Below are 22,213 nucleotides of genomic sequence, written 5' to 3'. Positions count from 1 at the left end.
CACAGGTTCAAATCCTGTCCCCGCAACCAACAAAAAAAGCCCGCTTCACGCGGGCTTTTTGCGTTCGGACCGTGCTCGATGGCGACGACCGGCTATTCAACGATTGAGGAGGGCAGCAAGGTTGGCGTGCTGAGAGGTCCGCGAACCGGGGGATTGATGCCGCCTCGGCGCATTTCGCGAGAGCTATACGTCGAGCATTAGGAAGTTCGCCAACCCGTCATGGCAATCGATCTGCACGACAACAGCATGATTCGAGCCGCGGAGAGATCGTCGTGCGAAGGCGCGAACCGTTGATTTAAACAACCCGCGCCTTGCCGACCTTTTCGTCGCGGGCCGCGTCAGCCAGCTCGCCGCAATGACGCCTGGAAGACCACCGAGGTCCAGCTGTTGCTCGAGGCGAGATGGCAATAGAGCAGCGCAAGCGCGCCGGATTTCCTGAGATCAAGAAACGCCTCGTCGCTCAATTTGTTGAAGGCCGGCTCGTCGATCACCTGAAAGTCGGTGAGGTTGAGGGTCTCGCCGCCCTCCAGCGTCACCTTGCTCTGCCGCGGCGCGAACAGGCCGTGCGCGTCGATCTTGTCGATCATGGCGCGAGTCGCATTGAAGTCGGTCTGGAACTGGCTGCAGAAGGCGAGCGCCTGCCTCGAGGCCTCAGCCGGCTCGTTGCCGTCGAAGAAGGGCGCGGTCTCGTCGCCGCCCTTGGACGAAGGCGTCTGCTCGACGACGCGTTCGCTGGCGCGGTCGATGCACAACGTCAGGCGGCCGGTCGTTTTCGATTCATCGGCCAGGATGAAGGGGTACCGGCGGACATAGGCGGGAATGTAATGCGGCTCCGCCCATTTGCCGTCGGCACCGACGTACAGGTTCTGGTCCTGGCGCAGGCCGGTGATGATGACAGGCGCCTTGGCGTCGCCGATGAAAACGATCGGGTAGGAGCGCATTGCCGCCGGCATTTCCGAGGCGACGACGGGGATTGCGTGCGCGGTGCGGGCAAAGGAGAAATCGGTCCGCGCCGCCAGGCCGAGTGAGCCGTGCCGTAGCGGATTGAGCGCCTCGGGCTTTTTGTAGAACAGCGGCAGCGCATTGGCCGCCGTGCTTTCCGCCCCGTCCGTTTTCGCATCAATCATCCCTGGCATTCTCCTCTTATGCGCTCCCGGTTTAGGCCAGCGGCGGCGAGGGCGCAACGCGCTGACGACTGATCTACCCCGACATTAGCGGGATAAATCTACATCGTTGTTCGATCGTGCTCTTTTCTACTTCTGGAGATCAAGCTCTATAGACAGCATGCCATCAAGCAGCGACATTGGCTGACGGGACAGACTCTCAAGACAGCCGTCTGAAAGACAGACGAACCAGGCAGGCGCATGGCATCGATTTCGGATTTCGAGCAGGGGCAGAGCTTTTCCGTCGAAGCCGGCGGTCAGACGCTCACGCTGGAACTGAGCGCGGTGCAGCCCATTGCCAACAGCCCGCGCGACGGCGGTGGCTTCACGCTGCTGTTCAGGGGGCCGCGCGACGCGGCGCTGCCGCAGGCTATCTATCGGTTCAACGGCAAAAGCGGCGCCCATGAGATCTTCATCGTGCCGATCGCTGCCGATGAGGCAGGGCGGCTTTACGAGGCGGTATTCAACTGATTTTTTTCGACCGGATCGGCCACGGGGACGCTCCGGCCATCAGGGCGATTTGGCAGCGCGGCGGCTCGACATATGATCGACTATATCGAGATTGCGGACGTATTTGACGGAGCGGCGTGTAGCGCACTGTGCGCGGAAATTCGGGCGGCCTTGGGCCGTCCGGCCGGCCTGCTGGGGCGTGCCGACCAGAAGATGGCATGGCCGGAGATCCGAAAGACCGTGCGCGCCGATGTTTCGCAGGCCACTGAAGAGCGAGTGAGTGCCCTGTTGGCGCAGCAGAAGGCGGCTCTGGAGCGGCATTTCGGGCTGCTGCTCGGCCAGGTCGAGAAACCTCAGTTCCTTCACTATCGGCAAGGCGATTTCTTTGTGCCGCACCAGGATGGCAACACGCCGCTCATTCACGACGAGTCGCGGTTCCGAAAGATCTCGGTGGTGATCTTTCTCAACCGTCAATCGGACAACCCTTCGCCAGAAAGCTATGCAGGCGGCTCGCTGGTCCTGCATGGGCCTTACAGCGGCCCGGACCTGCGCATTGCCATGCCGGCATTGCCGGGCTCTCTCGTCGCCTTTCGCTCGGAAACGACGCATGAAGTCACCCCGGTCACGTGCAACGAACGTTTCACCATCGTCTCCTGGTATCGCGGCACGTGACGACCGGCACGGCCCTTACGGCGAACGGATCATCAGGTCGTAGACGCCCTTGTCCTCGGCAACGGTGAAGCCGAGGCGCTTGTAGAGCCGCCGCGCTGGATTGTTCTTCTCGACATGGATCGAGACCGACTTGCCGACGGCGGCGGCCTCATCGATGAGATCGGCGAGCAACGCACCGCCAGACCCCTTGCCGCGATGCGCCGGCAGGAAGGCGATATCTATGATGCAATGCTCGCTCGCCGAGCGCTCGATATACAGGCGACCGATATCTTGCCTTGCCTGCTCGATCACCAGCCAGTCGGCGTTGGGATAGTATTTCTGGTAATGCGCGTGCTGCGCTTGAAACTGCATGTCGAGGAACGCCGTTTTCTGCGCGTCGCTCCACGGCGTGACGGCAAGTTCTTCGGCGCGGGTCGAGGCGTAGAGCGCCGACAGGAACGGCAGATCGGTGTCCGCCATCGGGCGGAACGTCAGATCAATCCGCGCCGCGCGCACCCAGCAAAATATAACAGGCCCGTTGTCCACAATCGGAAGCTGGATCATGGAGTGGCGCTTACGGACGCGCCGGATAAACGCCTTGCATGGCAATGATGAACGTCATCGCCAGATAGGGAGGCAGGTTGTTGTGAGGCAACGTACTGCCCGTTATGCTCAGTGCCTGGGGGTCCATCTGGACCAGATTTTGCGAAGTGTTGTTCTGATACAGCGTTCCGCCCCCGGACTTCCCCAGAATAACCGCATCGGTAAGAGTTCCCTGGGCGCCACTCTCGGTGGATATCGCGACAAAATGATTATGTTGCGGCATTTCCGTTTGCAGAAGGGTGACGGACGTTTCCCCACCCGTCTCGCCGAGAAACCGCTCCGACAAGCCATTGCCCTGTCCTTGCCCCATGGGCGCGGAGCCGGCCAAATTCGGCAACGCGAAGGTCGACTTGCCGTCGCCGCCGTAAACTGTGCCCAGCAGTGAAAACAGCGCCGTATTCTGCGAGATTGGCAGGAGCTGGCCATCGCAGGTCGCCCACCCCGTCGGGGCGAAATCTCCGGCAAAAATTCGAATTTCGGCGACGAACGGATTGGTCATGGCAAGTCTCTAGCTTTGCTGGGGGAAGATGCCAAATAGCGAGATGATGAAACTGACGGCGAGGAACGGCACCATATTGTCGTGAGGCTGGCTGCCGCCGGCCGGCGAAATGGCTCCGGCGGCCATGTTGCCATCAGGTGCGATACCCACATAGGGCGTCAGCAGGCTCGATGTCGCCAGGACACCGCCGGACGGACCCGGATTCTTGGCGATATTCGACGAACCGGTCCAGGTATGGGAATGGTTCGGCATTTGTTGGGTTGAAACAGTGACGGATTCGACCCCGCCCAGTTCTCCGATGATATAGGTCTGGCTGACCAGCGGGCCCTTGCCAGCATGGACGGGGATGCGGGATGCGAGGTTGGGCAGGGCGAATGTTTCCTCCCCGTCGCCGCCATAGGTCGTACCGATCAGATTGAACAAGGTTTCGTTCTCGGAGATCGGCATCAACTGGCCTTGGCAGAACGCCCAGCCATTCGGAGGGAAATTGCCACCGAACATCCTGATCTCGCCGACAAAAGGTTGGCTCATCGAAGCGTCCTCTTAATTTCGCGACGGGAATATGCCTTGCAGGGCAATGATGAAATTCAAGACGAGATAGGGCGATCTGTTCTCATGCGGCTGGCCGCCACCGACGAAAGTGATGTTTTCCTTCGCCATAGCCACCGCGCTGCCAGGCGGCTGATAGATCGGGCTGGCGTTCGCCCCCAACAGCGCGCCGGATGGATTGTTGACGTTGCCGGCAGTGTTCGATGCGTTGACGAAATGGTTGTGTGTCGGCATTTCGCCGAGCGTGAGCGTGTGAAACTCTTCGCCGCCCTGGCCGCCGACAATTGCACCGATAGGGCCGCCCGTATGAACCGGCGCACGTCCCCTCATATCCGGAAGGGCAAAATTTGTCTGGCCGTTGCCGCCGTACCTGGTGCCAAGAAGTGAGAACAATGGCTGGTTCTGGTTAAGCGGCAACAACTGGCCGTTACAAAATGCCCAGCCGCGCGGTGCATAGTTCCAGGAAATGATCTTGACTTCACCTAAATAAGGCTCACTCATCCCCGTCCCCTCCGTTGGCCGCTTACTGTCTGAATTCTTGTATTATGCCTAAGTAAGACAACAAGTCGATATCAGATTCATAAAATATATTTCCTAGGACGAATCCAAGGTTGCTGACTACGGTGTCGCGCCAGGCAGCAGTGGCAGCGGCTGGTTGAAGAACGTCCGGGTGTCCGTCAGCGCCGTTGCCCCGCCATTGACGGTTTCGATACCGGCCTCGCTCGCCTGCGGTACGTTGATCGTGCCGTCGGCGCCGCCGAGGCCGTCCGCGAGGAAGCGGATGGCATTGGCGTTGTTGACGTTGGTGATGGTGTTGGCATGAACGTCGGCATTGATGATAGCGCCGGCAAATGTGGCGGTGACAGTGATGCCGCGGCTGTCGGCATTGTCGCGAATGGTGTTGTTGGTGACCGTCGCGTGCACGGTGCCCGGCTGCACGAGCTGCGTGATCGAGACGCTGTCGCCACCGCTTATGCCGTTGACGCCGATGCTCTGAATAATGTTGTTGTCGATCAGCACCTTGGCGACGCCGAGGCTTTCATGCCCAACCCTGATGCCGTTGCCGGTTCGCGATCCCGAGGTTGCTACGCCTTGCGTACCGATGACGTTGTTGGCGATTGTGCCGTCAAGCGTCCGTGCGAGGTCGCCGCTGCTGAACACGTTAATGGCCGTCGAGTCGCTGTTGGTGACGGTGTTGTTCCGGACGGTGAAATTCAGATTGCCGCCCGTGCCGGCGCCGGAATTGCTGCTCTGGGTGAGGTTGATGCCGTTGTTCAGATTGTTGAATAGATTTCCCGTGGTCTCGCCGATGTGAGCGTTGACGGTACCGTCATTGGCAATGACGAACAGACCGGTTCCAGGGATGACTCCCGGTCCAGGATAGGCGTTGTTGCCGGTGAAGGTTGCGCCGTCGACTGTCAGCGTCATCGTCGGCGCGCCGGCGACACCGGCGCCGTCCGCCTCGAAGATGAAGTCGCTGCCGGCATTGTTTGAGGCGCCGTTGTTCGAGAACGTACCGCCGCTCACCACAAGGTTCGTCAACGTGCCGCCGGAATTGATGACTTGCACATTGTGGGTGAAAGAGTTCGAGACAGTAAGGTTTGTGAACGTGGTGACGTGCGAGGCGTTGCCGGTAAGTTCGTTGAACAGGATTCCGGACTCGGTGTTGGCATCGGCATTGCTGTTCAGGGTCAGACCGTTGAGCACCACGCCGTTGACCCGCAGCCCCTTTATGCCGTTGCCCGCATTGTCGCTGATGATCATGTTGCTCAGGCTGACATCCTGAGTGTCGGTCAGGCTGACGCCATCGCCGGCCGAGTTCTGGATCGTGCCGCCGCTGCCCCCCGTCGCGCCGGTGCCGGTCACCACCAGATTGCCGCTGGTGCCGGTGTTGTTGAGCACGATGCCGTTGGCTGCACCATTGGACGCAATGCTCCTGAACGTCACGTCGCCGGCGCCGATCGTCGTGTTGGCGACATTAAGCGCCGTGCCCGTGCCGGACGCGATGGTGTTGCCGGTGCCCTGCACCGTCACCGTGCCGCCGCCGGTGGCATTGAAACCGGCGCCGCTGGTGGTGGCGATGACCAGCCCGCCATTGGTGAAGTTGATCGTCGCACCGGTATTGTCGCTCAGGCTGACGCCAGCCGCCGTGGTCGAGGTGATCGACTTCGACGCGCCGGAGAAGGTGATGATGCCGGCGACATTGTCGTCCAGCAGGAGGCCGATCTGGCCCGCCGCATTATGCGTGATGTTGCCCGACAGGGTGATGTTGCCGGCGGTCAGGGCGCGATCCTGGATGTTGACCGCCTGGCCGGTGCTGCCGCTGGTGATCGCGCCGGCATAGGTGAAGGCCGCCGTGCCGCCGCTGTTGGCGGTGCCTAGGCCATCGCCGATACGGATCACGGCGCTTGTTCCGCCCACCAGCGCGCCGGTGCCGAGGTCGATCGCTCCCGAACCGGTGACGGTATCGAGGATGACGGCGCTGGTGCCGCCGGCGCCTTTGTTCGTGGAAGCGAAGGTCACGCCGCCCGCCGCGATGGCAACGCTGTCAAGGTTGACCGCGACGCCGCTGCCGGTCGAAATCGTGTTGCCCGAGCCGATAACGGTCACGGTGCCAGTACCGTTGCTCGTGGCGTTGAAGCCGGTGCCGGAGGTGGTGGTGATGGCCAGGCCGCCGCCGGTGAAGTTGACCGCGGTGTTGGTGTTCGCCGTCAGGTCGACGGCATTGTTGGCTCCGGTGGTCAGTATCTTGCTGGCGCCGGAGAAGTTGATCGTGCCGCCGGTGTTGGCGTTGACGAGGATCCCGTTGGCCACGCCGCCGGTGGCGCTGAGAGTGCCCGACAATGTCGTGGTGCCGGCGGTGCGGGTGGAGATGCTGACGACGTTTCCGGCCGTGGTCTTGGTGACCGAGCCGGCATAGCTGACATTGGCCGAGCCGCCGGTGACCAGGAAGGCCGCGCCGGTCGCGCCGCCGAGCGCACCGGAGCCGAGGCTGACAGTGCCGGCGCCGGTGACATTGGTCAGCGACACGTTGTTGGTGCCGCCGGTCGAATTGGTCGAGGTGAAATTGATGCCGGTGGTGGCGATGCCGTTGAGGTTGACCGCCTGCGCGGAAGTGGAGCTCACCGTGCCGGTCGTCACATTGACCGTGCCGCCATTGATGGCGCTGAATCCGGTGGTGCCGTTTGTGACGATGTCGAGGTTTGCGAAGCTGACGGTCGAGGCCGTGGCGCCGTTGTTGATTGCGACTGCGGTGCCGGTCATCGGCGTCGTGGTGCCGAGATCGACCGTACCGGTGAAGCTCACCGTATTGGCCGCCGTCGCGCCGGAAATGCTGATGCCGCTCGCTGCGCCGTTGGCGATCACCGAGCCGGCGAAGGTGAAGCTGCCGCCAGCGCGGGTCGAGATCGTGGCCGCCGCGCCCGACGTGCTGATGATGGAGCTGGCGCCGTCGAAGCTGATCACCGCGTTGCCGCCGGTCACCGAAAGGCCGCTGCCGCCCGATATATCGACATTGGTACCGGCAATCGTGCCGCCAGCGCCCGACGCGCCGCCGAAGGCGATGCCGGTGCCGGTCGCTGCGGTGGTGATGTTGACGTTGGTCAGCGTCGTCGTGCCGGCGGTGTTGTCGAGTTTGAAAGCAATGCCGGTGGCGCCGGTGCTGGTGACGTTGGTGATGGTGGTGTTGGACGCGTTCAGCCACACATCGCTGGCGTTGCCGGAGAAAGTAACGTTGTTGATCGTCGTGCTGTTCGACGGGGTAATCTCGATACCCTGCGTGGCGAAATTGCTGATGGTCACGTTGCTGATGACGGTATTCGCAGCACCCGCGCCATTGTCCTTGACGCCACGCGCGGCACCCGCCGGGCTGCCATTCAGGATGAAGCCGTCGATGATGTTGCCGCTGGCGCCGAGCGTGATGACATTGTTGCCGGCGCTCGTCGTCAGCGTCGCGGCGCCGTTGGGCGTCTGGTCGATGATCGAGATGTTGTTGCTGGCGAGCTGGATGGTGGAGGGCACCGTCAGCGCCAGGTTGATGTTGCCGTTGCCGAAGCCGCGCACCTGCTCGCCGGTGGCGAGCGCCAGCGTGTCGTTGCCATTGCTACCTGCCGCGGTGATGGTGCCGCCATCGTTGACGAGAACCAGGATGTCCGTCGCCACGGCTGCTGCTTCGGCGGTGGCCAGCGTCGCGAGATTGTTCTGGTCGCGACCGCTGCCGTCACCGGTCGCGGACGCGCCGACGAAATAGACCTTGCCGACTCCGAAGCCCAGGCCGGGAGCCGACTGGAAGTTCACATCCTGGAAATTGTAGGTGCCAGCAACCGGCGCACTGGAGGCATCGATGCCTACATTGGCGCCGATGGTCGAGAGCTGGTCGGTCGCCGATTCGCCGTCGCCATAGGTGAAAGCGAGGTTGGTGGCGCTGTTGAGGAACACGCCGGTGTTGACGCCGGCAATGCTGGAACTGGCGCCGCCGACAACGGCATCGCCGAGGCGTACCGTCTGGCCGCCAGTGGCGCCACGCAGGTCGACGGCGATGGTGCTGCCGGCGGCGGCCGCGTTGGTCACGTCGAAATTATTGGCGGTGATCGCCGCGTTGATCGCCGCACCATTGAGGTCGAAGGCGATGCCTGTCGTGCTGTTCAGGCCGATGTCGAGATCGTTGAAGGACAGCGCCGCGCCAAGCGTGCCGGAAACATCGACACCACGCGTGGTCATGCCTTGCAGGTTGACCGTGCCGAGAATGATGGCCCCGCCGCCCGACGAGGCGATATTGGTCAGCGAGATGCCGGTTGCGGCGGCAGTGGCCGAAACACTGTCGAAATTCATGCCCGCAGCGCCAATCGTAACGCCATTGAGGTTCAACGCGGTGCCGCCGGCCGTCGTGGTGACGCTGTTGTCGCTGAGGAGCGCGCCGACGCTGACCGTGCCACCGCCGCTGGCGTTGAAGCCCGTGCCGGAGGTGGTGGTAATCACCAGGCCACCCGTATCGAAGTTGATCGTCGCGCCGGTGTTGGTCGTCAAGTCGACCGCCGTATTGGCGCCAGTGGTCAGCGTCTTCGTGCCACCGCTGAGAGTGATGGTCCCGCCGGAGTTGCCGTGGACATAGATACCATTGTCGAAACCGCCGGTGGCGCTGAGCGCGCCGGACAGTGTGACCGAACCGCCGGTGACGCCGGAGATGTCGACGATCTTGCCGGCGGTGGTCTTGGTGACGGAGCCGCCATAGCTGACGGTCGCAGCGCCGCCATTGACCAGGAATGCGACGCCCGAAGCGCCGCTCAATGCGCCGGATCCGAGGCTGACTGTTCCGGTGACATTGGCCAGGCCAACATTGTTGGTGCCGCCGCCCGACGAGGTCGAGTCAAGCGCAATGGTGGCGGCGACGTTGGTGAGGCTGATCGACTGACCGCTGGTCGAATTTACCGTCTGGGCTGCAGCGGAAGCGGTGATGCCCATAACGCCACCGGTCCCGACAATGCCGGTGCCGCTGGTGGTATCGATGGTCAGGCCGTTGAGGAAGTTCACCGTGCCGGCGCTTTGCGAGAAGCCGACGCCGCTGCTCGTGTCGATGTTGGCGAGGCCGGCGATGTTGAGGTTGCCGCTGACCCAGTTGATGCCGCCGCCGGTCGTCGCGACGTTGTTCACCGTCACCGTGTTGAAGTTGAAAGTGCCGGGATTGGTGTTGATCGCACTGATACCGAAGCCTGTGGTGCCGGTGATGGTGGTGGCGCCGCTGACCGTGACGGTGGCGTCAACGCCATTGAGGGCGATGCCGTTGACGCCACCGTAGGCGGTGATGCTGTCGAACTGGATATCGCCGGATACACCGGACAGCGTCAGGCCATAACCGCCGACGCCATTGCTGCTTGTGCCGGCGACGAAGGCGCCGCCGTCGACCTGGTCGATGCCGACGGTCGCTGGAACGGCATCGAAGGTGACACCGCTCACCTCAAAGCCGCCGGTTTCGCCATTGTTGCCCAGAAGCGTGATGTCGGAGAAGGCGCTGACCTTCATCAGCCCGGCGCCGACCGTGCCGTCAACCTTGGCAATGTCGCCGCCGGTTGCCGACAGGATCAGGTTCGACAGTGCGATCTGGCTGGCAGCGGCGCCGTCGGTAAGCGACAGGGCGCCACCGGTGCCGCCGGCGATCGTGGCGCGGCGCAGGATAAGATCGGTGATGTTGGTGCCGGAGATGCCAAGGCCCGCACCGGTGTTCTGCACGATGACGTTTTCGATGCCGGCCTTGCCGGAGAAATCGATAGTGTTGCCGCTCGCGGTCGTCAGCGTCGCCAGCACGCTGTCGACATTGGACCCTGCCGTGATGACGGTCGAGGCATTGATGCCGCTGAAGCTGAAATTGCCGCCGAGGCCGCCGCCGACGGCGCCCAGCGGCGCGGTATCGATGGAATCGCCGGCCTTGAGGCCGATCAGGATCTGGCCGTCGGCAAGGTTGAGCGTGTTGTTGCCGCCGCCATTCTGCTGAGCCTGCATCATGTCGATGAGGTTGCTGGTGCCGTTCTGCGACGTGTCGACAAGGATGACAACCGAGGCGCCCGACGCTTCCGCGCCGGCAATCGAGCCCGGATTGGCGGCGGTGCCGTCGCCGTCGCCGTCCTGGTCGACATAATAGGTGGTCGGTCCCTGGGCCTCGGAGAGGTCGCCGATGAAACCGCCATTGGCGCCGTCGACATCCTGGAAATTATAGGTGCCGCCGACCGGGAAAACGCCGGTGGAATTGAGGATGTCGATTGCCTTGACCGTCGACAGCTTGTCGACCGCGCTTTCGCCGTCGCCATAGATCAAGTTGATCGCCGTCGTCGGGGTGAACTGGAAGCCGATGCCGGGTCCGGCGCCGGCGCCGCCGATGGTGGAGGATGCGCCGGCCGTGTTCGGATCGCCGAGCTGGATGGTGCCGGTGCCGGTGGTGTTGGACAGGTTGACGGCGGTGGTGCCGGTCGAGGAAGCACTGGTGAGCGTGAAACCGCCAGTCGTGAAGATGCTGTTGACGACTGCATCGGCGAAGGTGATGCCGGTCGAATTGTCGCCGGGCATGGCGATGGTCAGGCTGGCGAAGTTTACCGTCGAGCCGAGCGTGCCGGAAATGTCGACGCCGGTCGAGGTGATGCCTTGCAGGTTCACCGTGCCGAGATTGAGCGTGCCGCCGCTGACATTGTTGAGCGAAACGCCGGTCGCCGCTCCATTGACCGAGATGGAGCTGAAATTTATGCCGCCGGCGCCGACCGTCGCGTTGTCGAGGTTGAGCGCGGTGCCTGTCGTCGTGGTTATCGAGTTGCCCGTGCCGCTGACGCTGACCGTGCCGGCGCCGAAAGTGCTGGCGGTGAAGCCGGCGCCGCTCGAGGTGGTGATGACCAGGCCGCCATTGGTGAAGTTGAGCGTGCCCATGCCCTGGGTCGGGCTGATGCTGGGCAACTTGACGATCGCGTCGTTGGTGCCGCTGCTGGTGTTGAAGATCTTCGACGCACCGGAGAAGGTGGCCGTCCCGTTAGACGATCCGTCAAACCGCACGCCGATGCCCGTGCCGGTATGATCGATCGTGGTTGAAATATTGTAGACGCCGTTGGCGTTGCCGGTGAAGACGAAGGCCGCCGTACCAATGCCAGTTGCTGCCGTAGTCGAAACGACCGAACCGCTCATGTTGAGCTCGCTCCAGTCGGCCACGGCCTGCACGACCATGCCGGTGTCGACCTTGATCGAGCCGTTGTAGTTCAGCGTGGCGTGAATGAGGTCGTTACCGCCGCTGACGGCGATAGCCGCACCGGTGGTGCTTGTCGTCGCGCCGATGCTGGCGACGCCGCCATTGCCGCCAACGTTGATGATTCCTGCCTGCAGGCCGTTCGTGACAATGCCGGCTTCCCCACCGTCGATGGTCAGGGTGGAGCCGGCGACGTTGGCGATGTTTATGGTGCCCACTTGCGGGCCGCCGATATCAAACCCTCGGTAGCTGACGTCGAGATCGGTCGTGCCGGTGAAATTCACCGCACCGGTGCCGAGCAGGGCGTTCAGCGAGGCGCCCATGTAGCCGGTATCTTTCAGGCCGCCAATGTTGACGTCGCCCGCCAGATTGGACCCTGTCAGCAAGACGCCGGCAGCGTCCGATGTCGATACGGCCGAGACGCTGTCGAAGGTGACGCCGGCGACGCCGACGTCGGCGAAGACAATGAACAGACCATTGCCGCCGGAGGCGATCTTGTTGCCGGTGCCGGACACGCTGACGGTGCCGCCGAAGGCGGCGCCGAAGCCTTCTCTGGTCGTTGTCGTTATATCCAGGCCGCCATTGGTGAAGTTGATCGTGCCGTCCGTATTGTCATACGGGACGATGGCGGAGAGGGGGCCTGTGTAGCCGATCTGTACAGCTGTCGTCGCGCCAGAGCTTATCTTCTTGCTGCTTCCCGAGAAGGTGACGGTCGCCGCCGTGCCGTTGGCGATGCCACCGATGAAGATCTGGCCGCCATCGGCTGCGTTGCCGTCGGTCAGATTGCCCGACACCGTCACCGAGCCGCCGGTCAGTTCCTGGATCGAGACGGCGGCACCGGTGCCGTTGCTGGCGATGGTGCCGGCATAGGAGATGATTGCATTGCCGCCGCTCTGATCGGCCGCCGAGCCGACATTGAAGGCTGTACCCGAACCGGTGTTGGTCAGCGTGCCGGTGCCGAGCGCGACCGTACCGGTCAGATGCTGCAGGTCGACACCGCTGCCGGAATTGAAGCTGGCGCTTGTCGAGGCGAAATTGATGTTGGCCGCAATGCCGTCGAGCGCCACCGCTCCCGCATTGGTGGCATTGATCGTTCCGGTCGTGACGTTGACCGAGCCGCCTCCGGTTGCAGTGAACGCCGTTGCGGCGTCCGTGGTGATGTCGACATCGGCGAAGGTGATTGTGGCGCCGGTGTTGTTGGTCAGCGATACGCCGCTGCCGCCGATCGTCGCCTTGTCCGTGAAGTTGACCAAGCCGCCGGTGCGGTTGGCGATTGCGATGCCGCCACCGGTCAGCGTGCCGGGCGTCGCGCTGTTGGGCAAGTTGCCGCGGGTGACCGTAATATTGCCGTTGCCGCCGTCGACATCGAGCAGCGTGCCGGCAACGTTGATATTGTTGTTGATAATCGACAGGTTGCCGGTGAGGCCGTCGACGTTGAACGCCGTCTGGCCGGCAGCGACATTGCTGACGGTGACGCCTTCGACAACGGTGCCGCCGGAATTGTTGAAGCCACCCACGCTCTGGTCGATGACGAACACCGAGCCGCTGCCGCCGCTGTAGTCGAAGGCGGTGTTGCGCACCTGATTGCTGCCGAGCAGATGAAGGGTGTCGCCCGTGCTCTTGACCACGCCCTCATCGCCGGTGACATTGCCGCCGGTGGCGCCGAGATTGCCCTGCACATTGACCGGCTGGAACGTACCGGAGGTGAGGATGGAATTGCCGTTGCCGAAACCGGTGATCGACTGTCCCGAATCGAGCGTGAACGGCGTCGCGCTGAGGTCGACGATGCCGACAAAGGCGAAGGTCTGCGTGCCAACCATGGCATCGGCCTGGGCGGCCGTCACGGTGGTGACATCGGCGCTCAGCCCGTTCGTGCCCGCGTGAATAGTGCCGCCTGTCTGCGAGATCATGACGACCCCGCCGACAGTTACCGCCAGTTGGGCATCGCCGGTGAAGACGACATCGTCGAAGTCGTAGTTGCCGAGCGCCGGATCCAGCCCGATCGTATTGACAGTGTAGCCGCCGGTTGCGGCGGTGATGAAGGATTCCAGCCCATCGGCGGAATTGCCGTCGCCGAAGGTGAAGTTGGCGTTGGCCGACGTGGCCGTGGTGCCGCCTGACGACAATTCGACACCGACGCCGACATTGTCGATCTTGGAGCCCTGCAGGAAGGTGATCGTCTTGTTGCCGGTCGTCGACGACAGGTCGATGCCGCGCGAGGTCAGGTCGCCGGTGCCGGTAATGCTGGTCAGCCCGAAATCGGCTGTCGTTGACGAGCCGCTGAAGTCAATGCCCGTCTGGTTCAGCCCTTCGCCGAGCAACACCGTCGTCGTACCGAAACTGACGTCGTTGTTTGTGCCGCTGAAGTTGATGCCCGCGCTGCCATCGGCAGAACCGATGACAACGATGGTGGGGCCAGAGAATGTGACTGACCCGGTATTGCCCCCAATATCGATGCCGTTGAGGCCGGCCTGGCTGATTTCCGCATAGCCGAAGCTGACTGCCCCGGTATTGCCGCTTAGCGCAATGCCATTGCCGAGCACCTGGCCGATGAAAACGTCGCCGCTGAAGCCAACCGTTGCCGTGCTGCCGCTGATCGAGATGCCGTCGCCGGTGGTGCTGCCGATCGTCGTCGGGCCGGTAACGCTGACGCTGCCGCTGACGCCCGAAAGGCTGACGCCGATTGTGCCGCCGACGTGGCCGATGTTGGAGAGCGTGACACCGAGCCCGATATTCGACGCCGTAAAGGCGGATGTGGTGTTGTTGTTGACGGTACCGCCGTCGATCGAAAGCGAGCCGGTGCCAGTTGACGTGGCCTGGACGCCGCTGCCGCCATTGCTGGTCGCGTTGAGCGTCTGGAAGCTGGTGATGGCATTGCTGTTGATCAGCAAGCCGTCGCCGGCATTATCCGACACCGTCGTCGTGCCGGTGAAATTGTAGGTGCCGTCGCCCTGGATCGACAGCCCAGCGCCGCCATTACCGGTCGAGCTCAGATTGCTGCCGGAAACGTCATTGGCGCCATCGAACAGCACGCCATTGAGGGCGGCCCCCGACACGGTCATGCCGGTCAGCACGACGCCGGTAACGCCGCTGCCATGGATGCCGTTGGCAGTACCGCCGGAGATGTTGAAGTCCTGGAGCGAGGTATTGTTGGCCAGCGTGACGACGTCGCCGCTGCCCGAAGCGGTCAGCGTTGCGGCACCGGCCGCATCCGAGATGGTGCTGCCGTGATCGACGTTGTCGCCGGTCACATTGATCGGCAGGCCGCCGAGCGAGAAGGTGCGGCCGTTGCCGAAAGAGGCCAGGGTCTGCCCCGCTTCGAGCGTAAAGCCGTCGGTGTCGTCGATGACACCGCGATTGACCAGCACGAAAATCGCGGTGCCGTCGGTATTGTTGTCGGCGTCGGTGATCGAAGCCAGGTCCGAAAGCGAGGTACCGTCGCCTGTGCCGCCTGCGGCGACAAAGATCAGCTGCGTCTGGTCGAACAGTTGCGGCCCGTTGAACGTCGTCGTGCCGAATGCGTATTGGCCCGAACCGGAATTGAGGCCGCGTGCGTCGAGCGAGGCGAGGTTGCCGCCGATCGAGCCGCCACCGAAGGTGAATTGGGCGTTGGCGGTGTCGGCCGGCGAGCCGGCAATGCCGAGCCGCACGCCGGTGCCGACATTGGCGATGGTGCCGCCATTGGTGATGATGATCGTGCCGCCGTTGGTCTGGACAAGGTCGATGCCGATGGACGTCGTGCCGCCGGTGCCGTTTATGTTCAGCGACTGCGCCGTGAAATTGGTCTGGCTGCCGGAGAAGTCGAGGCCGATGCCGGAGCCGAGCCCCGAGATGATGATGTTGCCGGCGATGACGGACGCATTGACGCCGGTAAACACCATGCCGTCGGTGCCGGGATCGGTGATGTCGATGTCGCCGAAGCGGATCGCGGCCGGCGAATCCGTGATCGCGATGGCCGGTCCGGTCGTGTTCGAGATCGTCGTCGCGCCGTTGACGGTGAAGCTGCCCGAAAGATTCTCGAGCACGACGCCCGATGTGCCGCCGGTCTGGGTGATCGAATCCAGCACGATATGGGCGGTGATCGGATCGATGAAGACACCGACGCCGTCGTCGCCGAGCGCCTTGTTGCCCGACACCTGGCCGCCGGTGATGGTGATCGAGCCGGCGACCCCGGTGCCCTTCACGGTAATGCCGGCATCGTTGTTGTCGAGCGCGTTGAGGGTGGCGAAAGTGTAGGTGCCGTGGCCGGTTATATCCAGGCCGTCGTCGCCATTGCCCTGCAGCAGCGTCGTGCCGGTGAAGTTATAGGTGCCGTCGCCTTCGATGTGCAGTCCGTCGAGGCTGTTGCCGGTCGCGGTGAAGTTCGAGCCATTGACGCCGGTCGACGTACCGGTGAAGTCGGCGCCGTGGCCGCCGGTGCCGGTGACCGTGACGTTGGTCAACGTGGCGCCGGTGATGTTGTTGCCGAAGATGCCGTCCTTGCCGCCTGTGATGATGATGCCGCTCAGCGTGTTGCCATTGGCGAGCGTCAGGACGTTGTTGGCGGGGTTGGTGCCCTGGAGGGTGCCGTTGGAGCCGCCGAAATTGTAGGTGCCGATGCTGCCGTCGACGAGCCGCGCCTGGACGCCCCCGCCACCGCCGATGACGGTCTGGCCGTTGGCGAGCGTCACACCGGCTGTCGTAATGTTGCCCTTGCCGCCGAGCGCGACGACGACGCCGTTCGCGCCGGCGCCCGCGACCGCATTGTCGAGCGTGGTCGGGTCGCCGCTCGTGCCGAGGCCCAGCGCGTTGTTGTCACCATCGGCGAAGAAGAACTGGCCGAATGCCGTGTTGGTGGCGGCATTGATCGCCACCCGCGTCGACGTGCCGGTAACTTTGTCCTGGCTCTCGATGCGAACGCCGATGTCGCCACGCACGCGCTCGTTGACGCGTTTGCGCAGGCCGGGGCTGACCGGATAGACCGGCTCGGCGCCGTCATCGGCCCAAGACGAGCCCTTGTCGAAAGCGTTGAGCGGCACCGTCAGCCGGATGCTGCCGGCGAACTGGGTGTCATCGCGGTTGTCGTTGCGCACCTCGCCGGTGAAGGTCAGCGACGTGCCTTTGCCGATGACGTCGCCGATGGAATATTCCAGGCCGGCCTTGGCGCCGGTGATGCTGCCGTCGTCGCCGTCGGGATCGCCGAAATGGTAGGCGCCGACATCGAAACGCAGTGAATGGTTCTCGGGCAGGTTGAGCGGCACCTGAACGCCGACCTCGCCCTCGATGCCCCAGGCCGCGTAATCGCGGTGGGCGATGGCCGATATCTGCTCGATCAGCTGATGACCGACCAGCGACAGGCTCGACTCTTGCCCGGCCGTGCTGCGGTCGCCGCTGATCGGCAGATAGACGTTTACGTGCGCATCGTATTTTGAGGTGATGGCCTCGAGGCCGAGCGTCGAGGCGACGAACTGGTGACTGTCGTGGTGCTGGATGTTGAGATAGGCGTAGCCGCCGATCATCAGATCCGGATTGACGATGCGGCGAACGCCGAGGCCGACGTCCTGGCCGAAGCCGTCGTCGAAATCGTATTTCGAGCGCACATCGAGAAAGAGAACGGATTCGAGGTTCTGCTTCAGCGGCAGGAAACCCTCGATCGCCGTGTTGCCGCCATTGTTGTTGGCGCCGATGATGGCGCGGACCTGCGGCTGCCACAGTCCGGTGTCGCCGGCATGGGCGGCTATGCCGGAAAGGGCAAGTGCCAGAGTGGACAACGCAGTCGTCTTCCAGAGATGCCTGGAGAAACCTGACCGGCGATACTTGCTATTCGCCCGGAAGCTTCTTCCGTGCGTCGCCATGTCATTGATCTGCCGAGTTTTCTCGGTCGTCTCCATCCCTTGCGAACCCCGACGAGTACACGCTCCGTCGCTAATACTATCCGAATCCCAGTGTATAGCGAGCATGATTGTTTGCTTTACACGTACAAGATTTCAAAGTTGTTTATTGTGACAATTCAGCAACAGTAATTTAGCCCGAGCTCATGTACCGTATTGGCTTCCCCGCCAGGCTCGGCTGTTGTATCAACGCGCTCGGCGAAACCCTGACACGACGAGGATCGGGTGGCTTCATTGCTGAGAACCGTTTGTGGCCGGGCCGCCTGGGTCGGCGCGCTATGGCTGGTCGTGACGGCAGGGTCGGCGCTTGCCGAAGAGCCGAAGTCAACCACATCTGCCGAGACCAAGCCTGCAGAAGGCAATCCGTGGGCGCTAAACTGCGCCAGCGGATCGGCCGGCATCGAGCTTCAATGCCAGGTCTCCCAAAACCTTACCGAGGCCAAGACGGGCAGCGCGTTCTTACCGTTACGGTTCGCCGCGACAACGGCAATGGCAACCTCGCCATGCTGCTGGCCTTGCCGCACGGGCTGTTCCTGCCTTCCGGCGCCTCGTACCAGATCGACCAGGGGCAGAAGACGACCATTGCCATCCAGACCAGCGACCAGAACGGCGCCTATGCCGCGACCCCTTTGTCGGCGGACCTCGTCAAGGCGATGAAATCGGGAACCAACCTGAACATCGGCATGGAGTCGGTGACGCGCAAGCCGGTGACCATTCCGGTCTCGCTTGCCGGATTCACTGCCGCGATCGACAAGCTTCAAGCGTTGAAATAGCCGGCCTATCTCGGCAGATGCGTAAGCATCAGCTTACGTTTTGGACTGGCCGGACTCACACGTGCTTGCGGCCGCCTGTCTCGCGGAACCAGCTGTCGGGGTAAGGATACCACCAGTCCTGGATCGCCGGTCTGTGGTCGATGATGACCATCTTGGAGCGTCGGAAGGCGTCGAGTCCCTGGCGTCCCAGCTCGCGGCCAAGGCCTGATGCCTTCCAGCCGCCGAAGGGCAAGGCGTCATTGTCGATCAGCGGGTTGTTGACCCAGACCATGCCGGCCTCGAGCCGCTCGGCCGCCTCATGCGCCTCGGCGAGGTCGGTGGTGAACACCGAGGCGCCGAGGCCGAACGGGCTGTCATTGGCAAGCCGGATCGCCTCGTCGAAATCCTTGACGCGGCAGATCGCGGCGACCGGTCCGAAACACTCTTCGCGCACGATCGCCATATCGGGGGTGACGCCGGTCAGGATCGTTGGCTCGTAGAACCAGCCAGTGTTGTGCGCCGGCGGAATGCGCCCGCCGGCAACGGCTATAGCGCCGTTGCTGATAGCATCATCGACCAGCCGCATCACTTTCGCCCGGGCGGCTTCGCTGACCAGCGGGCCGATCTCGGTCTTGTCCATGCCATTGCCGATGCGCAGCGCCCGCGTCTTCTCGGCGAACAGCTCGACGAAGCGATCGTGAACCGAGTCGACGACAAAGAAGCGTTCGGCCGAGGTGCAGACCTGGCCGGTCAGGTGGAAGGCGGCGGTGACGCTGCCGGCAGCCGCCACGTCGAGCGGCGCGTGCTCGCTGATGATCAGCGGATCGCTGCCGCCGGCTTCGATGACGCAAGGCTTCATGCGCTCGGCGCAGGCGACTGCCACGGCTTTGCCGGCGGCGACCGAGCCGGTGAAGGCGACAGCGTGGCTGCGTTCGGAGGCGATCAGCGCCTGCGCGGTGGCGGCCGTGCCAGGCAGGCAGGCGACCAGCCCTTCCGGCAGTGAACGGAACATCGTCATGTAGTCCAGCGTCGACAGCGTCGTCGCTTCGGCCGGCTTGATGACGCAGCCGTTGCCGGCGGCAAGCGAGGCCGCGACGGTCCAGCACATCAGCAGGATCGGGAAGTTGTAAGGCATGATGTGCACGGAGACGCCATACGGCTCGTACCGCGCATACTGGAACGACCCGGCCTGCGTCGTACCGGCGATCTTGCCGGCGTCGTCGCGCGCCATCTCGGCATAGTAGCGGAAGATCGGCGCGCAATTGGCGATCTCGCCGATCGCTTCGGGATAGGGCTTGCCCATCTCGCGCACCATCAGCTCGGCGCAGCGCGTGAAGTCCGCCGCCTCGATGGCGTTGGCGACCGCATGCAGATGCTTTGCCCGGCTCTTGGCATCGAGCTGCTTCCAGGCGGCTTGTGCCGTGGTTGCGGCACACAGCACCGCATCGACCTCACCGTCCGTTGCGGCGGAGATCGAGCCGACGGTCTCCAGCGTCGCCGGATCGATCACCGGTTTTGCCGTGCCGGTCATCGGCCGGTAGTCCGGATTGACGAAGAAAGCCGGCCGTTCAGCGGAGAATTGCATGGTCGTCCTTTCAGGTCCGCTCAGCGGATCATGTAGACCTTCTTGATGGTCTCATGGACGGTGCAGACGCCTTTCCAATTCTGAGGAAAGAACGCCGCCGTGTCCGGCTCGATCTGGATGACCTCGCCCGATTCGTGCACATAGGTGCAGCGGCCCTCGAGGAAGTGGCAGAACTCGTCGCGGGTGACATGGCAGTGCCATTTGCCGGGGGTGCAGACCCACAGGCCGCATTCCGAACGGCCCTCCGGCCCCTTGTAGAGCAGCTTGCCCGAGGTGTGGGACACGCCCTCGATCATGGTCGGGATGACGCCCCAGTCGACGAGGTCGGTGATGGCAAGCGGGGATTGCATGATGGGCGTGGTCATGGCGATTTCCTTTAAAAAAGTGCTCAGCGGCACATGAAGGCCTTGGTCAGTGTTTGCGTGATGGTGGAGGTGCCGGCCCAGCCGGCGGGGAAGAACACCAGCATGCCGGCCTCGACCGGGATCTCTTCGCCATTCTCGCGGACATAGGTCCCGCGGCCCGACAGGAAATGGCAGAACTCGTCGGCGGCAAAGGTAACCTTGCGGCTGCCTGGCGTGCACGACCACAGGCCGCATTCGCTTGAGCCGTCCGGGTTCTGCGAGAGGATCCTGCCCGAGGCGCGCGGCGAGCCGGCAAGCGTGTTGCTGCCCCCGCCCCAGTCCTCCAGTTTCACGGTCGAGGCCTTTGGCCAGTGCGGTGTCGGCATATTGGGAAGCTCCGTTGCTGTTCAAGCCAGCATGTAGACGTTGCGCATGGTCTCATGCACGGTGCATTCGCCTGTCCAGCCGGCAGGGAACATGACCACGGTCCCGGCTGCGACTTCTACCACCTCCCCGGCATCCGACCGGTACGTCGCGCGGCCGGCGACGAAATGGCACAATTCGTCGCGCGGAATCGAGAGCCGCCAGCGGCCGGGCGTGCAGACCCAGATGCCGGATTCCGGCTGGTTGTTGGGTCCTTTGTGGACAAGCCTGCCGGTCGAGTGCGACGCGCCGTCCAGCGCGTCGGACTGGGCGCCCCAGTCGACGAGGTCGGTGCGGGTGGAGGCTTGGTAGAGATGCGGGGCGGAGGAGGTCACAGCAGCGCCTCCAGCAGCCCGGCTGCCTTCTCAGGCCCGTTCTGGGCCTGCATCTGCGCCGAGGTCTTCGCCAGCCTGATCTTCATCTTGGGGTCAGTCAGGCAGGCTTCGATCCTGCTGATCAGCTGGGCGTCGCTCCAGTCATAGCGCGGCATGCCGAAGCCGTGGCCGGTTTCCTGGACGCGGGTGGCGTTGTCGTGGCCGTCCCAGACATAGGGCATGATGATGGCCGGCTTGCCGAAATAGAGGCACTCTGTGAACGAGTTGTTGCCGCCATGGTGGATTACGGCATCGACCTGCGGGATGACTGAAGGCTGCGGAAACCAGCTCTCGACGACGACGTTGTCCGGCACATCCGTGTACAGGTCCTTGTAGCCGCCGACATTGACCAGCGCGCGGTAACAGGTCTTGCCCAGTGTTGCGATTATGCGCTTCAACAAATCGACATCGCCGGCGCCGAGGCTGCCGAAGGAGACATAGAGCAGCGGCCCGTCATTGTTCTCGGCGAAGGTCGGCACGGCGTATGGCTTTTCCTGCCGCACGCAGCCTTCGAGATACTGGAATTTCGTCGTATCAAGCGGATGGCGGCGTTTGAACTTTGCCGCTTCGGGATAGAGCAGCAGATTGAGATAGGGCGAGGTCTCGAAGAACTGACCGACCGGGTATGGCGCTTCATTGTTTGCGGTGAGGAAGGCGTTGAAGTCGTCGTGGATGGGCTTGATCACCGCATTGAAATGATCGCGATAGCGCTGGTGGCCCACATGGTCGTTCTCGCCGCAACCGGAGAGATGCGGCGGGATGTCCTCATCCTCGATCTCGTTTTCCGAGCAGGAGATGACGCGCACCCAAGGCTTGCCGAACTGTTTGATGGCCGGAAACAGGATGACATTGTCGACGCAAATGACATCAGGCTTGATGGCGGCCAGGACTCGCGGCAAATCCTTCTGCGCCCATTTGGCGCTGTCGACGATCGCGGTCCAGCAATCCTTCACGTAATTGTCGACCTGATCGTAGGGCGATTTGCGGAAGTTCGGGATGTGGCCGTTGATGAAGTCTTCCCAGAATTTCGCCATCTGCTCGGGCGGCATCGGCTCCGACAGGTTCACCGGATGCGCTTCGAAGCCGTAACCCTTGTAGACATCGACAAAGCCGGGGTCGGACAGGAACACTGCCTTATGGCCGCGCGCCTCGACCGCTTGCGCGATGCCGACCGAATTGAGCGCCGGGCCGTAGGCCGCTTCGGGAAAAAACGCGATCGTCTTCTGCGCCATC

General features: G+C 63.1%; 14 protein-coding genes. 3 read left to right on the top strand and 11 right to left on the bottom strand.

Going from position 1 to position 22,213, the window contains the following annotated elements; all coding sequences use genetic code 11:
* Positions 1 to 338: 338 nt before the first annotated feature.
* Positions 339 to 1,127, bottom strand: coding sequence for a SapC family protein (locus NKI88_RS24055; RefSeq protein ID WP_352657706.1), 789 nt, complete (start codon positions 1,125 to 1,127; stop codon positions 339 to 341).
* Positions 1,128 to 1,364: 237 nt separating this feature from the next.
* Here NKI88_RS24055 and NKI88_RS24050 point away from each other — a divergent pair, with 237 nt between their 5' ends.
* Complete coding sequence (locus tag NKI88_RS24050; RefSeq protein ID WP_352657703.1) at positions 1,365 to 1,634, top strand: DUF6916 family protein; 270 nt, start codon at positions 1,365 to 1,367, stop codon at positions 1,632 to 1,634.
* Between the two features lie 72 nt (positions 1,635 to 1,706).
* Positions 1,707 to 2,285, top strand: coding sequence for a 2OG-Fe(II) oxygenase (locus NKI88_RS24045; protein WP_023672959.1), 579 nt, complete (start codon positions 1,707 to 1,709; stop codon positions 2,283 to 2,285).
* A gap of 15 nt (positions 2,286 to 2,300) precedes the next feature.
* Here NKI88_RS24045 and NKI88_RS24040 read toward each other — a convergent pair whose 3' ends face one another.
* The 5 genes from NKI88_RS24040 to NKI88_RS24020 all read right to left on the bottom strand — a co-directional run bounded on the left by NKI88_RS24040 (position 2,301) and on the right by NKI88_RS24020 (position 17,382).
* Entirely contained in the window at positions 2,301 to 2,828 is a 528-nt protein-coding gene (locus NKI88_RS24040) for a GNAT family N-acetyltransferase (RefSeq protein WP_031203583.1), read from the bottom strand.
* A 10-nt stretch (positions 2,829 to 2,838) separates the two neighbouring features.
* Complete coding sequence (locus NKI88_RS24035; protein WP_023754201.1) at positions 2,839 to 3,366, bottom strand: phage tail protein; 528 nt, start codon at positions 3,364 to 3,366, stop codon at positions 2,839 to 2,841.
* A 9-nt stretch (positions 3,367 to 3,375) separates the two neighbouring features.
* Positions 3,376 to 3,897, bottom strand: a complete 522-nt coding sequence (locus NKI88_RS24030; protein WP_023672956.1) for a phage tail protein — start codon at positions 3,895 to 3,897, stop codon at positions 3,376 to 3,378.
* Positions 3,898 to 3,909: 12 nt separating this feature from the next.
* Positions 3,910 to 4,416, bottom strand: coding sequence for a phage tail protein (locus NKI88_RS24025; RefSeq protein WP_023672955.1), 507 nt, complete (start codon positions 4,414 to 4,416; stop codon positions 3,910 to 3,912).
* Between the two features lie 117 nt (positions 4,417 to 4,533).
* The gene (locus tag NKI88_RS24020; RefSeq protein WP_352657699.1) at positions 4,534 to 17,382 is read right to left on the bottom strand and encodes an inverse autotransporter beta domain-containing protein; all 12,849 of its coding nucleotides are present in this window, start codon (positions 17,380 to 17,382) and stop codon (positions 4,534 to 4,536) included.
* 530 nt (positions 17,383 to 17,912) lie between these two features.
* Here NKI88_RS24020 and NKI88_RS24015 point away from each other — a divergent pair.
* Entirely contained in the window at positions 17,913 to 18,275 is a 363-nt protein-coding gene (locus NKI88_RS24015; protein ID WP_352657696.1) for an invasion associated locus B family protein, read from the top strand.
* A gap of 55 nt (positions 18,276 to 18,330) precedes the next feature.
* Here the strand turns inward: NKI88_RS24015 and NKI88_RS24010 are convergent, their stop codons facing one another.
* The 5 genes from NKI88_RS24010 to NKI88_RS23990 are packed head-to-tail and all read right to left on the bottom strand — an operon-like array spanning position 18,331 to position 22,212.
* Positions 18,331 to 19,839, bottom strand: a complete 1,509-nt coding sequence (locus NKI88_RS24010; RefSeq protein ID WP_352657693.1) for an aldehyde dehydrogenase family protein — start codon at positions 19,837 to 19,839, stop codon at positions 18,331 to 18,333.
* 20 nt (positions 19,840 to 19,859) lie between these two features.
* Complete coding sequence (locus NKI88_RS24005) at positions 19,860 to 20,204, bottom strand: cupin domain-containing protein (RefSeq protein WP_023672951.1); 345 nt, start codon at positions 20,202 to 20,204, stop codon at positions 19,860 to 19,862.
* A gap of 23 nt (positions 20,205 to 20,227) precedes the next feature.
* Positions 20,228 to 20,569 (bottom strand): cupin domain-containing protein, encoded by a 342-nt coding sequence (locus NKI88_RS24000; RefSeq protein WP_023672950.1) that lies wholly within the window; start codon positions 20,567 to 20,569, stop codon positions 20,228 to 20,230.
* A gap of 21 nt (positions 20,570 to 20,590) precedes the next feature.
* Positions 20,591 to 20,941 carry a cupin domain-containing protein gene (locus NKI88_RS23995; RefSeq protein WP_023672949.1) on the bottom strand — a complete coding sequence of 117 codons (351 nt, stop codon included), beginning with the start codon at positions 20,939 to 20,941 and terminating at the stop codon, positions 20,591 to 20,593.
* A complete protein-coding gene (locus tag NKI88_RS23990) occupies positions 20,938 to 22,212 on the bottom strand; it encodes a glycosyltransferase (protein WP_023712265.1) in 1,275 nt (424 codons plus the stop codon). Before NKI88_RS23990 ends, NKI88_RS23995 begins: the two co-directional genes overlap by 4 nt.
* Between the last annotated feature and the right edge of the window lies 1 nt (position 22,213).

Origin of the sequence: Mesorhizobium sp. M0317 (assembly GCF_040321555.1) — a bacterium.
GTDB lineage: Bacteria > Pseudomonadota > Alphaproteobacteria > Rhizobiales > Rhizobiaceae > Mesorhizobium.
Note: the sequence above shows the minus strand (reverse complement) of the source record. Positions and strands in the feature narration are given on the sequence as shown.